The organism is Mesorhizobium escarrei, from assembly GCF_935825525.1.
Taxonomy (GTDB): domain Bacteria; phylum Pseudomonadota; class Alphaproteobacteria; order Rhizobiales; family Rhizobiaceae; genus Mesorhizobium; species Mesorhizobium escarrei.
On sequence record NZ_CAKXZT010000001.1, the window covers coordinates 114,933 to 128,251 of the forward strand.

12 protein-coding genes and 1 pseudogene are annotated in these 13,319 nt (G+C 63.2%); 3 read left to right on the forward strand and 10 right to left on the reverse strand.

The features are described from left to right. Positions 1-187 precede the first annotated feature (187 nt). Positions 188-1,126 (forward strand): alpha/beta hydrolase, encoded by a 939-nt coding sequence (locus tag NMG80_RS00535; protein ID WP_254016320.1) that lies wholly within the window; start codon positions 188-190, stop codon positions 1,124-1,126. Between the two features lie 12 nt (positions 1,127-1,138). On the opposite strand, the pseudogene NMG80_RS00540 reads toward NMG80_RS00535, so the two are convergent. The 10 genes and pseudogenes from NMG80_RS00540 to infC form a co-directional block, all read right to left on the reverse strand. Then, a pseudogene (locus tag NMG80_RS00540) lies at positions 1,139-2,776 on the reverse strand (FAD-binding dehydrogenase); the annotation flags it as partial. A gap of 39 nt (positions 2,777-2,815) precedes the next feature. Next, entirely contained in the window at positions 2,816-3,802 is a 987-nt protein-coding gene (locus NMG80_RS00545; protein ID WP_254016321.1) for a Gfo/Idh/MocA family protein, read from the reverse strand. Positions 3,803-4,043: 241 nt separating this feature from the next. Beyond that, complete coding sequence (gene pheT / locus NMG80_RS00550) at positions 4,044-6,452, reverse strand: phenylalanine--tRNA ligase subunit beta (RefSeq protein WP_254016322.1); 2,409 nt, start codon at positions 6,450-6,452, stop codon at positions 4,044-4,046. Beyond that, positions 6,449-6,874 carry a GFA family protein gene (locus NMG80_RS00555; RefSeq protein ID WP_254016323.1) on the reverse strand — a complete coding sequence of 142 codons (426 nt, stop codon included), beginning with the start codon at positions 6,872-6,874 and terminating at the stop codon, positions 6,449-6,451. Before NMG80_RS00555 ends, pheT begins: the two co-directional genes overlap by 4 nt. After that, a complete protein-coding gene (gene pheS, locus NMG80_RS00560; RefSeq protein WP_254016324.1) occupies positions 6,871-7,974 on the reverse strand; it encodes a phenylalanine--tRNA ligase subunit alpha in 1,104 nt (367 codons plus the stop codon). The genes NMG80_RS00555 and pheS overlap by 4 nt, the downstream gene beginning before the upstream one ends. Before the next feature lie 124 nt (positions 7,975-8,098). Then, positions 8,099-8,500: a 50S ribosomal protein L20 gene (rplT, locus tag NMG80_RS00565; RefSeq protein WP_023796882.1), complete on the reverse strand. Its 402-nt coding sequence runs from the start codon at positions 8,498-8,500 to the stop codon at positions 8,099-8,101. A 93-nt stretch (positions 8,501-8,593) separates the two neighbouring features. Further along, positions 8,594-8,797: a 50S ribosomal protein L35 gene (rpmI, locus tag NMG80_RS00570; RefSeq protein ID WP_006201248.1), complete on the reverse strand. Its 204-nt coding sequence runs from the start codon at positions 8,795-8,797 to the stop codon at positions 8,594-8,596. Between the two features lie 188 nt (positions 8,798-8,985). Then, the gene (locus tag NMG80_RS00575; RefSeq protein ID WP_254016325.1) at positions 8,986-9,642 is read right to left on the reverse strand and encodes a methyltransferase family protein; all 657 of its coding nucleotides are present in this window, start codon (positions 9,640-9,642) and stop codon (positions 8,986-8,988) included. A gap of 146 nt (positions 9,643-9,788) precedes the next feature. Continuing rightward, a complete protein-coding gene (locus NMG80_RS00580; RefSeq protein ID WP_254016326.1) occupies positions 9,789-10,433 on the reverse strand; it encodes a methyltransferase family protein in 645 nt (214 codons plus the stop codon). A 140-nt stretch (positions 10,434-10,573) separates the two neighbouring features. Further along, positions 10,574-11,110, reverse strand: a complete 537-nt coding sequence (gene infC, locus NMG80_RS00585; protein WP_254016371.1) for a translation initiation factor IF-3 — start codon at positions 11,108-11,110, stop codon at positions 10,574-10,576. A 211-nt stretch (positions 11,111-11,321) separates the two neighbouring features. Here infC and NMG80_RS00590 point away from each other — a divergent pair, with 211 nt between their 5' ends. Together NMG80_RS00590 and NMG80_RS00595 are read left to right on the forward strand one after the other, a co-directional pair. Next, entirely contained in the window at positions 11,322-12,098 is a 777-nt protein-coding gene (locus tag NMG80_RS00590) for an alpha/beta hydrolase (protein ID WP_254016327.1), read from the forward strand. A 3-nt stretch (positions 12,099-12,101) separates the two neighbouring features. Continuing rightward, a complete protein-coding gene (locus NMG80_RS00595; RefSeq protein WP_254016328.1) occupies positions 12,102-13,244 on the forward strand; it encodes a benzoate/H(+) symporter BenE family transporter in 1,143 nt (380 codons plus the stop codon). Positions 13,245-13,319: the final 75 nt, after the last annotated feature.

Here is a 13,319-nt window from a genome sequence, read left to right on the forward strand (position 1 = left end):
GCCATCTCCCCCTCAAGGGGGGAGATCGGATGTCGCTTCGGTTTTCGCCAATCTCCAACGTTGCAAGATGGGCTGCAAGGCCGAAGCTGCCAATCTCCCCCCTTGAGGGGGAGATGCCAAGTTTTGGCAAAGAGGCCAGGCCAGAGAGGGGTGCTCAGGCGCTGTCGTCAGAACACTTTCAGCGCTCATGACCGACTACAAAAAACTCATCGACGCCGAGACCTGGGCCTTCATCGAGCGGACCAATTCCTATTATCCGCCTGATGCGATCGACTACACGATCGATCGGCAGCGCGACATCTACGACCGCATGTGCCGTGAGTTCTCTGCCGGCCACCCAGACAATGTTACGGCGGAAACCACCGCCATTGCCACGCCCTCGCATCCCATCCCGATCCGCATCTACCGCACACCCGCGCCGGAAGCGGCGGCGATGGTGCTTTATTTCCATGGCGGCGGTTTTATCCTAGGCGGGCTCGACAGCCATGACGACCTCTGCGCCGAGCTTTGCAGCCGCACCGGCTATGAGCTGGTTTCGGTCGACTACCGGCTGGCGCCGGAACATCTGCATCCGGCCGGCTTCGACGATGCCATCAGCGCCTTCGAATGGGCGGCGACAACCTACAAGCGCCCGATCCTGCTTTGCGGCGACAGCGCCGGCGGCAACCTTGCCGCCGCGGTCAGCCATGCGACGCGCGGCCATGCACGAAGACCGATCGGCCAGGTGCTGATCTATCCCAGCCTTGGCGGCGACCGATCGCAGGGTTCTTACGTGACCCATGCCGAAGCGCCGATGCTGACGGTGCGCGATCTCGATTTCTACACGAATATCAGGACCGGCGAGGACCGCACCGGCGACCTCACGCTGTCGCCGCTGGCCGACGCCGATTTTGCCAATCTGCCGCCGACCGTGCTGATCACCGCCCAATGCGACCCGCTGTCGTCAGACGGCGAGGCCTATCGCGACCGCGTCGTCGCGGCAGACGGCCACGCCTTCTGGTTGGAAGAGCCAGGGCTGGTGCATAGTTATCTCAGAGCCCGGCACACGGTCGGTCGAGCGCGCTCGAGCTTTACCCGGATCGTCGACGCGGTGTCGGCTCTGGGACGGGGCGAATGGATCTGGTGAGGGTCCTACCCCACTGCCCGCGCGGCCGGCGCTGCGGCCTGAAAAAATGCAGCCGCCAAGAAACGTCCCTTCCAGCGCCGCATAGCCATGCATGCCGCCGCCGCCGAAACCGGCGGCTTCGCCGACCGCGTACAATCCCTCGACCGGCTGGCCATCGACACCCAGGACACGGCTGTCGAGATCGGTCTGCAAGCCGCCCAGCGTCTTGCGGGTCAGTATGTTGAGCCTGACCGCGATCAGCGGCCCATTGGCAGGATCGAGCATCTTGTGCGGCTTAGCCGAGCGGATTAGCCGGTCGCCGAGATAGGCGCGGGCGCCGCGCAAGGCGGTGATCTGCATGTCCTTGCAGAACGGATTGTCGAGCTGCCGGTCACGAGCGTGGATTTCGCGCTCGACCTGCGCCAGCTCAAGCAGCGGCTCGCCGCCGACAAGCGCGTTCATGCGGGCGACCAGCGCCGGCAAATCAGGATGAAATCCTCGCCCTTGTCCATGAACGCTTTCACCGGACCGGGGACGCCTGATGTGGCGCGGCCGAGCACCTGGCGCCAGCTTTTTCCGGTGAGGTCGGGGTTCTGCTCGGAGCCCGACAACGCGAACTCCTTCCGGATGATTTTTTTGGTCAGGATGAACCAGGAATAGTCGAAGCCGGTTTTCATGATGTGGCTGAGCGTGGCCAGCGTGTCGAAGCCGGGATAGAGCGGCACCGGCAGGCGCTTGCCGCGGGCGTCGAGCCACAGCGACGACGGGCCGGGCAGGATGCGGATTGCATGGTCGCTCCAGAGCGGCGCCCAGTTCCTGATGCCTTCGACATAGTGCCACATGCGGTCGCGGTTGATGGTGCTGCCGCCGGCCTGTTCGGTGATCGCCAGCATGCGGCCGTCGACATGATCGGGAACGCCGGTGATCATGCGCCTGGGCGGCATGCCGAGCCGCTGCGGCCAGTTCTTGCGGACAAGCTCGGCATTGCCGCCGATGCCGCCGGAAGCGACGATGACCGCTTGCGCCTTGAACTCGAAATCGCCGGCAACGTCGCGCGAACTCTTGCGGCCGCGCTCGGCATCGCTCGGCGCCAAATGTGTCGCCGCGCACGCCGTCGACGACGCCGTCCGTCCGCGTCAGTTCGTTGACGCGGTGGCGGAATCTGAAGCTGACCAGCCCGCTTTTCTCGGCCTCGCGCACGCGCTGCACGAACGGCTCGAGCACGCCCGGCCCGGTGCCCCAGGTGACGTGGAAGCGCGGCACCGAATTGCCGTGGCCGACGGCGTTGCCGCCGCCGCGCTCGGCCCAGCCGACGATTGGGAAGAACTTCATGCCCCGCTGCATCAGCCAGGAGCGCTTCTCGCCGGCGGCGAAGCCGACATAGGCCTCGGCCCAGCGGCGCGGCCAAAAATCTTCCGCACGGTCGAAGGCGGCGGTGCCAAGCCAGTCCTCGAGCGCCAGATCATGCGAATCGCGGATGCGCATGCGCCGCTGCTCGGGCGAATCGACAAGGAAGATGCCGCCAAGCGACCAGAACGCCTGGCCGCCGAACGACTGTTCAGGCTCCTGGTCGACAACGATGGTCTTCTTGCCGGCCTCGGCCAGTTCGGCCGCGGCGACGAGCCCGGCAAGGCCGGCGCCGACAATGATCACATCCGCATCGTCAGCCATTGTCTCCCCCCGGCTTTCCTCCCCGGCTTTGACGAATTGTCAGACCGTCTCCCAGCCTTCCTTCTCGCCGGCGCGGAATATGGCGTCGATGACCTTCTGGTTGAGCACGGACTCTTCCAGCGTGAAGACGCGGTCGGTGCCGCCCTGTGCCGCCCGCGCGAAGGCCTCGACCTCCAGCCGGTACTGCTGCATGCCGGGGAAGCGGAACACTTGCGCCTCGCTGTGGTTCTGGTTGTGCAGCTCGATGCGATGGTGGTCGTAAATTCCGGCGTTGAACGGCGAAAGCACCTCTATGAAGCCCTTCTCGCCGTGGAACACCATCACCTGCCGCGCCGCCATCTGCGTCGACAGATAGAACGACAATTCGAAGTCGCCGAAATCGGCGCGGATCGAGGAGTAGATGTCGGTGCCGAATGTCTTGTCGCGCTCGATCGTCGCTTGGACGCGCAGCGGCTCCTTGCCCGTCGAAAAGCGCGTCGACACCGTCGGGTAGACGCCGATGTCGGGCAGCGCGCCGCCGCCGAGGTCGAGCTGGTTGCGCATGTTCTTGGGATCGACATTGTAGTAGGAGAACGCGCCCTGGACATGGCGCAGCCGGCCGATGGCGCCGTTGGCGATCAGCTCGCTCACCTTGATCCATTGCGGATGGTAGACGACCATGAAGGCTTCGCAGACCAGCACGTTTTTGGCGTCGCGCAGCTTGATCAGCGGCGGAATGTCCTTGGCATCGAGCGCCAGCGGCTTTTCGACCAGAACATGCTTGCCGGCCTCGATCGCCTTGGCCGTCCATTCGACATGCTGCGCGGTCGGCAGCGGGATGTAGACGCCGTCGACATCCCCAGATGCGAGCAGCTCGTCATAGGAACCGAAGGCATGGGGGGCACCGAAACGGTCGGCCAGGGCGCGGGCTTTCGACGGATCGCGGCTGGCGATCGCCGACAGCACGCCGTTCTCCGCCTCGACCATTGCAGGCAAAAGATGCTCGCGGCCGATCTTGGCCGTCGACAAAACACCCCATCGGAACATCAGGCTTCTCCCTCTCGATTGCAGGAATGGAGGTTTGCCCGAAATCGGCGAAAAAGCCAATTGGAGACTGGTGCTCGATCAGCGCCTTAGTCAATCCTGGGAAGTTATTCCGGCTTGCCGGTCAGCGTAATGTCGAAGTCGCCGCCGCGCGGTGCAAATTGCGAGACGTTGGCCGCCAACGTCTGCGGAGAATACTAGACTCACCATGGCACAACAGTAATCGCCATGTGCCCGCAACCCGTCACGCTCTGAGCACGCCGCCGGTCTGCTTGTGCACATTCTCGACGATGCGCTTTGCCAGCGCCTCGAAGTCCTCGTCGGTCAGCGTCTTTTCGACCGGCTGGATCGACACTTCGATGGCGATCGATTTCTTGGCCACGCCGAGTGACGCCCCTTCGAACACATCGAAGACCGAGACGTTGGTGATCAGTTTCCTGTCGGCGGCAAGTGCTGCGCGGGTCAGCGTGCCGGCTTCGACCGCCTTGTCGACGACGAAGGCGAAATCGCGCTTGACCGCCTGGAAGGCGGATAGCTCCAGTCTCGGTTTTGTCCGCGTCGGCTTGGCCTTCGGCTCGGGCACGGCATCGACGAATACTTCGAAGCCGCAGAGCGGCCCGGAGACGTCCAGTTCCTCCAGCGTCTTCGGGTGGAACTCGCCGAACGTGCCCAAAATGACCTTCGGCCCGAGCTTGATCGTGCCGGAGCGGCCGGGATGATACCAGGCCGGGCCGGCGGCCTCGATCTGCAGCCGCTCGACCGGCGCGCCGCAGGCTTCGAGTGCTGCGATCGCGTCGGCCTTGGCGTCGAACACGCCGACCGGACCGGCATTGCCCGCCCAATGACGACCGGAGCCTTCGAGCCTGGCCGTGCCGCGCCGCACGCCGGCGGCGACGCGCCGCTGCTGGTCGGCCGCATCGCCCTCATAGGTGCCCGACACTTCGAACAGCGCGACATCGCCGATGCCCCTGTCGGCATTGCGCTGGGCGGCGGCGATCAGGCCCGGCAGCAGCGACGGCCGCATGTCGGACATGTCGGCCGCGATCGGATTGGCGAGCTTGAGTGCGGTCTGGCCGCCGCCGAACAGTTCGGCATGTTTTGCCGCAATGAACGACCAGGTGACCGCCTCCATCATGCCGCGCACCGCCAGCGCCCGCTTGGCGGCGCGGGTGCGGACCTGCAGGACAGTCAGGATCTTGGCGTTGACGGCATCATGCGCGCCGAGCGGCTGCGGGGCGATGTTGTCGACGCCATGGATGCGCATGACCTCCTCGACCAGATCGGCCTTGCCGTCGACATCCGGCCGCCAGGACGGCACCGCCACATTGACGACATCGCTCGTGCCTTGCGGCTTGAAACCGAGGCGGACAAGAATGGCGAGACTCTCGTCCCTGGGCACCTCGATGCCGGTCAGCCGCTTCACTTCCGACAGCGGGAAGGAAACGATCTTCGGCGTGTGACCGGCATAGCCGACGACTTCGGTTTCGGTCGGCGTGCCGCCGCAGAAATCCAGCACCAGCTTGGTCGCCAGCTCCACGCCGGGAACCATGAATTCAGGGTCGACGCCGCGCTCGAACCGGTAGCGCGCATCGCTGATGATGCCGAGCATCCTGCCGGTGCGGGCCGTGGTGATCGGATCCCAAAGCGCCGATTCGATCAGCACGTCGGTGGTGTTCTCGTCGCAGCCGGAATGCTCGCCGCCCATGATGCCGGCGATCGACTCGACGCCGTCCTGGTCTGCTATCACGCACATGTCAGGCGTCAGCGTGTACTCACGGCCGTCAAGCGCCTGCACCTTTTCACCGTCACGCGCCCGGCGCACGGTAAGGTTGCCGGCGACCTTGTTAGCGTCGAACACATGCAGCGGCCGGCCGCGGTCGAAAGTGACATAGTTGGTGATATCGACCAGCGCGCTGATCGGCCTCAGCCCAATGGCGATCAGCCGCTGCTGCAGCCATTTCGGCGACGGACCGTTGTTCACGCCTTTCACCAATCTCAGGGCGAAGCCGGGGCAGAGCTCAGGGGCTTCGATCGTCACCTTCACCGGGCACATGCCGCTGCCAGCATGCGGCATGATCGCACCGCCGACGAGGCGGCCGAGCCCGCTCGCCGCAAGATCGCGGGCAATGCCGTAGACGCTGGTCGCATCCGGACGGTTCGGCGTCAAATTGATCTCTATGACCGGATCGTCGAGATGGGCATAGGCGGCGAAGCTGGTGCCGACCGGCGCATCGGCGGGCAGATCGATGATGCCGTCATGCTCTTCCGAAAGCTCGAGCTCGCGCTCGGAGCACATCATGCCATGGCTTTCGACACCCCTGATCTTGCCGACCGTCAGCGTCACGTCGATGCCCGGAATATAGGTACCGGGTGCTGCAAAGGCGCCGATCAGGCCGGCGCGGGCGTTCGGCGCTCCACATACAACCTGCACTGGGGCCTTGCCGTCGCCGGTATCGACGGTCAGCACGCGCAGCCGGTCGGCATCGGGATGCTGCTCCGCCGTCAGCACCCTGGCTATGACGAAGGGCTTCAGGCTCGACCTGTCGTCGACATGCTCGACCTCGAGGCCGATTGAGGTCAGCCGCTCGACGATCTCGTTGAGCGAGGCATCGGTCTCTAGGTGATCCTTGAGCCAGGAGAGGGTGAGTTTCATGACTGTGTTCCGTCTGATGGTCTGGGCACGCTGGTCTTCAAATGGCGTGGCAAGTCGTCCGGCATGTGCAGGAAGGGCAGCTGCTCGCGCACATGCGCGTGGTGCGTCGGCTTGAAATAGGCCGGCATGTCCATGGCGCCGAGCATGAAATAGATGTGGTCGGCCAGCCGCTCGTCGACATAGGCGATCGGCGAGCCGCAGATGCCGCAAAAGGAGCGCGTCACCGGCCCGTTCTCGAACATCTTCAGCGCCCTGCCCGTGAAGGCGACCTGCTCGGTGATGAAGCCGACGAAGGCCGACACCGGGGCGCCGCTGGCCCGCCGGCAATCGCCGCAATGGCAATAGCTGACATGGTGCGGTTCGGCCGAAGCCTCGAACCGCACGGCGCCGCAGCGGCAGCCGCCGGTGTGGGCCGCCGTCATGCGCTCAAGCCTGCGAACAGCGTCGGCATGTCGAGCGGCCGGAAGCCGTAATGCGACAGCCAGCGCACATCGGCGTCGAAGAAGGCGCGCAGGTCCGGCATGCCGTACTTCAGCATGGCGATGCGATCGATACCCATGCCCCAGGCAAAGCCCTGATACTCGTCGGGATCGAGCCCGCCATATCGCAGCACAGTGGGGTGGACCATGCCGCAGCCGAGAATTTCCATCCAGTCGGAGCCTTCGCCGAAGCGCACCTCGCCCGGCCGCGAACGGTCGCACTGGATGTCGACCTCCATGCTGGGTTCGGTAAACGGGAAGAAGCTCGGCCGGAAGCGCATCTTGACTTGGCGGACCTCGAAGAAGGCCTTGCAGAACTCCTCCAGCACCCATTTCATGTTGGCGACGTTGGCTGATCTGTCGATCACCAGCCCTTCGACCTGATGGAACATCGGCGAGTGCGTGGCATCGGAATCCTGGCGGTAGGTTTTTCCGGGAATGACGATGCGGATCGGCGGCTTCTGCACCTCCATGGTGCGGATCTGCACCGGCGAGGTGTGGGTGCGCAAAAGCTTGCGCTCGCCCTTCTCGTCCGGCTGGAAAAAGAAGGTGTCATGCATCTCCCGCGCCGGATGGCCTTCCGGGAAATTCAGCGCGGTGAAATTGTAGTAATCGGTCTCGATATCGGGACCTTCGGCGATGGCAAAGCCGAGGTCGCCGAAGATCGCGGCAATCTCGTCGCTGACCTGGCTGATCGGGTGGATGCGGCCGCGCTCGGCCGGCGATTGCCGCACCGGCAGCGTGACGTCGACCTTTTCCGCCGCGAGACGTGCCGCGATCGCTACGTCCTTCAGCTCGGCGCGGCGCGCGTTAAGCGCCTCGGTGATGCGGTTCTTGAGACCGTTGACCTCGGGGCCAAAAATTTGACGCTGTTCCTGCGATATCCCTCCCAGCGATTTCAACAACTCCGAGACCGAGCCTTTTTTGCCCAGCGCCGAGATGCGAACGGCTTCGATCTCGTGCTCATCCGCCGCACCCGCAATCTCCGCCATCAACGCAGTTTCGAGGGCGTCGATATTCCGGTCGTTTAAAGTGATGTTCATCGCAGCTACCAGTTCAAAGATTAAGTCATCGCTGACCTACATCGCGTCACAAAGAAAAACCCGCGCCAGCCCTGCCAGCGCGGGTTTCCCAAATCAAGTGTCGAAGTGCTTGGGAAGGCGCTGGTTAAGCTACAGCGCTTTCAAAAGCGTTCGGCGTGGTGTTCTTGAGGTACTCGAGCGCGACCTTGGCCTTGGCCACAAGTGCGGCAAATGCCTGCGGCTCGTGGATGGCCATGTCCGACAGGACCTTGCGATCGATCTCGATGCCGGCCTTGTTGAGACCGTCGATGAACCGGCCATAGGTCAGGCCATGCTCGTGGGTCGCGGCATTGATGCGCTGGATCCACAGAGCGCGGAACGAACGCTTGCGGTTCTTGCGGTCGCGGTAGGCATACTGCAGCGACTTTTCCACCGCCTGCTTGGCGATGCGAATGGTGTTCTTGCGGCGGCCGTAGAAACCTTTGGCGGCTTTCAGGACCTTCTTGTGCTTGGCGTGCGAAGTGACGCCTCTTTTTACGCGTGCCATGTCATGATCTCCTTAAAAGCAATTCCAGGAAAAATGCCTAGCGGCTTTCCGTTCGGAATTGCGTAAAACAAATGCGTGTCCAGACCGAATGCCTTAGAGGCCGTTCGGCAGAAAATTCTTGATGACCTTCTTGCCATCCGGTTCAGCCAGAACCATCGTGCCGCGGGCATTTCGAATGAACTTGTTGGAACGCTTGATCATGCCGTGACGCTTGCCGGCCGCGGCCGACAGGACTTTACCCGTACCTGTGATCTTGAACCGCTTCTTGGCGGCTGACTTGGTCTTCATCTTGGGCATTTTGCTACTCCGTTTATGTGCGCATCATCGCGCTTTTTGTTCGCTTCAGGCCGACCAAAGCCCGAAAAGCAAATGAAACCGCCACGGCATGCCCTGCCGGGCGGTTTTTGGGAACGGCGGTGCTATACGTCAAAGCGGGCCGGCGTGCAACACCCGTTCCGACACACCTTGTGCCGACACACCTGGGCCTATGGGAAACGGAACAGCACCGGCAGTATGCCTGATTGCTGGGCGCCGTCGATCGATTCGAAAAACGGAATGGCGACGAGGAACAACAGTCCGTCCAGCAGCGTCGTCCGCAGCAGGCGCGGCTTGAAGCTGCCGGTGTCGCCTTCCTGATACAGCGAAAGCTTCGGGAAAAAGCGCGGCACTCGCGCCATATAGGCCTGGAATGGAGTTCCGAAGGTCTCCTTCAGGAACGTCTCTTCGCGCAGGATGACGACATGAAAGGCGGCGGCGCAAATCACCGCGAGGCCGATCGCCGCAGTGATCGAGCCCATCTGCGCGCCGACGCCGGCGGCAGCTATCGAGGAGAAGACATAGAGCGGATTGCGGGTGATCGAATAGGGTCCGCCGGTAACCACCTCGGAGGATTTGCGTCCGCCGATATAGAGCGTCGACCACAAGCGCCCGGCGATGCCGAGAAAGATCAGCAGGACCCCGACCATTTCGATCGTTTCGTGCGGCACGCTTTCGGGAGGAAAGGCAGACTGGCCAAACAGCAGCGCTGCGAACATGACGACCACGAGGGCGGCAAGCACCATCCTGCGCGCGTGCTGGTACCTGCCCAGCGCACGCCTGGCCTGCGCTTGTTCGGCCCGCGCCGACTTAACTTCATTGAGCATGTCGGGAATCCGATCGTCGAGGAATTTCGCCAGCGATCGCAGCGCGTCTGGCCAAGAAAACGGGCGCCCGCCGGTCGCCGGGACGCCTCTGCAGGATGATTCAGGCGGATTTAATGCATGTCGCCTCTTTTGCCGGCATCCGCAGCTCAATACAGCCAGAAGAGGACGGGAATCACGCCGCTTTCCTGTCCGGACTCGATGAGTTCGAAAAACGGTACGGAAGCCACGAACATCAAGCCGTCGCGCAGCGTGTGATTAAAAATGCGCGGTGTGAAGGTGACCTCGGCCTGATCGCGATAAAGCCGGGGATTGGGAAAAAACCGCGGCACCCGTGCGATGTAGTCCTTGTACGGCGCCCCGAGCACGGTCGTCAAATGCCGTTCCTCGCGCAGCGTGACGACGTAGAACGCGGCCGCGCATAAAACAGCCGACGCCATCGAGACGATCACGCTGCCGGTCTGGGCGCCGATACCGGCGGCCGCTACGGTGGAGAAAAAATACAGCGGGTTGCGCATCACCGAATATGGGCCGGTAGCAACCAGTTCGGCCGATTTGCGGCCGCCGATATAGAGGATCGACCAGAGCCGACCGCCGATCCCGATCAGTATCAGGGCACTGCCGTACTGCCCCTCTATGCGTTCGTGGCCTAATTCATCGTGCGTGGAGCCGCCGAAGATCAGCAAAGCGCAAAAAGCACCGATCAGCAGCGCCAGCAGGACTCGCCGGCGCCGCTGATAGCGGCCCATTTCGTCGAACGATCTTTCAATCGGAGAACGTGCCGCAGCGGCCATGGACAATCCTTTCGCCGCGAGGACCGGCAACCGGACTCCTTGTCGATGCAACTTGCGGAGAAATCATGGCGAAGACAAAAACAAACAAAAGGCCGCCGAAGCGGCCTTTGCTGTGACGGGACCGCTTTAGCGGAATCACTTTAGCGGGGCGCCAGCACCATCATCATCTGGCGGCCTTCGAGCTTCGGTTCGGCTTCGACCTTGGCGATGGGTGCCACTTCCTCGCGAACCTTGTTCAGAAGCTGCATGCCGAGTTCCATATGCGCCATCTCGCGGCCGCGAAAGCGCAATGTCAGCTTGACCTTGTCACCTTCCTCGAAAAACCGCCGGACCGCTTTCATCTTGGTCTCGTAGTCATGGCTGTCGATGTTCGGGCGCATCTTGATCTCTTTGATCTCGATGACCTTCTGGTTCTTGCGCGCCTCGGCCGCCTTCTTCTGGTTGGCGTATTTCAGCTTGCCGAGATCGAGAATTTTTACGACGGGCGGCACTGCGTTGGGCGATATCTCGACCAGATCGAGCCCAGCCTCTTCGGCGAGCAGCAATGCGTCGTTGATGGAGACATCGCCGTGGTTGTGGCCTTCGGCGTCGATAAGCTGCACCCGGGGAACCCGGATGTCACGGTTGGAGCGCGGGCCATCCTTGGTGGGCGCCGTTGCTTTGAAAGGTCTGCGAATGGTCGTGGTCTCCTTGAGCCGTTTCGTTCAGGGTTTTCAATTCAGAATTGCGAACGCGCCAATGTGGTGAGCGCGCGGCCGGAGTCAATAGCACAGCGCTCACAGGAAATCACCTGTTCCCTGACTTCTGCCTGCACCAAACGAAGAAAGTTGCCGAGCACTTTTCGTTGAGCCGTCCGCTGTGTCAAAAGACCTGGGTGAGGAGTGAGCCTTGACCGCACCGGTTTTTCTCGAGGTCGACGGAACCAGCATCGCTGTCAGGCGCGCTGCGGGTGCCGCGCCAGGCATTGTCTGGCTCGGCGGCTACAAGTCGGACATGCTGGGCACCAAAGCCGAGGCGCTGGCGCAATGGGCGAGCGGGCAAGGCCGGGCTTTCCTGCGCCACGACTATTCCGGTCACGGCGAATCGGGCGGCGCCTTTGCCGACGGCACCGTCTCGAACTGGCTTTCGCAAAGCCTCGCCGTCTTCCGCCATTTCACGCAAGGCAGGCAAATCCTGGTCGGCTCCTCGATGGGCGCATGGATCGCGCTGCGCATGGTCCAGGAATTGCGCCAGGAATTGCACCAGCCAGGCGAGAACCGCATCGCCGGCCTGGTGCTTCTGGCGCCGGCACCGGATTTCACCGCCGAGTTGGTCGAGCCGGCGCTGACCAAAGCGCAGAAGCGCGATCTTGCAAAAAAAGGTTTTTTCGAGGAGCCGTCGGATTATTCGACCGAACCTTACATCTACACCCGAGCGCTGATCGAGGACGGCCGCAACAACCGGGTGCTGACCGGGCCGATCGACACCCACTGCCCCGTCCACATATTGCAGGGGCTCGCCGATGCCGACGTGCCGCCGAGCCATGCGCTTAAACTGGTCGGCCTGCTGCCGGCCGACGACGTCACACTGTCGCTGATCCCCGACGGCGACCACCGCCTGTCGCGGCCCCAGGATCTCGACATGCTGGTGCGGGCGGTCGACGCCATGGTGCGGCAGGCAGGCTAGGACATGCGCATTTCCATTCCGGTATCCGCCTTCGTCGCAGCGATCGTCGGCTTCGGCGGCACGTTGGCCATCGTCATCGCCGCTGCCAAGGCGGTCGGCGCGACGCAGGTCGAAACCGCGAGCTGGGTGACGGCGATCTGCCTCGCCATGGCGATCGAGAGCCTGTGGCTGTCGTGGCGCACCAGGATGCCGGTCATCGCCGCATGGTCGACGCCGGGGGTGGCGCTGATCGCGGCATCGAGCGGCTTTTCGATCGGCGAGGCCGTCGGCGCCTTCATCGTCACCGGGATTTTGCTGATTGCCACCGGCCTGTTCAGGCCTTTGACCAAGCTGATCGCCAGGATACCGGCCTCGGTCGCGTCGGGGATGCTCGCCGGCATCGTCGTCACCTTCGCCATCAATGCGGTGAAGGCGATTCCCGTCGACCCGTGGCTGATCCTGCCGCTGATCGCCGCCTTCTTTGTCATCCGCCTGTTCAATCCGGCGCTCTCGGTGCTGGCGGTGCTGATCGGCGGCGGCGCTGCCGCTTTCCTCACCGGCCGGGTCGGTGGTCTGCCGACCCCGGAACTTTCGACTTTGACGCTGATTGCGCCGCAGTTCACCGTCACTGCGATCGTCGGCCTGACGCTGCCGCTTTATCTGGTCACCATGGCCTCGCAGAATCTATCCGGCCTCGCCGTGCTGAGGGCAGCGGGCTATCACCCGGATCCCGGCCCGCTGATCGGCGTCACCGGTCTGCTTTCGCTGCTGTCGGCACCATTCGGGGCCTCGACCACCAACCTGGCGGCGATCTCGGCGGCGATCTGCACCGGCCCTGACGTCCATCCCGATCCGGGCGAGCGCTGGAAGACCGGTCCCTTCTATGCGCTTGCCTATCTCGTCTTCGCCATTTTCGGCGCCTCGCTGGTGGCGATCTTCGCCGTGCTGCCGCAGAGCCTGATCGTGCTGGTTGCAGGACTGGCGCTGATGGCGCCGCTCGCCAACGCGCTGGCGATCGCCTTGACGGAAGACGGCGAGCGCATGGCCGCTACCGTCACCTTTGCCGTCACCGCTTCGGGGCTGACGCTGTTCGGCGTCGGCGCCGCGTTCTGGGGGCTGATTGCGGGCCTGGTCGTTCTTTTCCTTGAAACGCTCAAAAAGCGGTAAGCATTTCAAATGCTTGTCCGGTTTTGGCCGACATTGTCTTGAATCGCCGTTTTTCTCATCCCATTTCGAATCCAC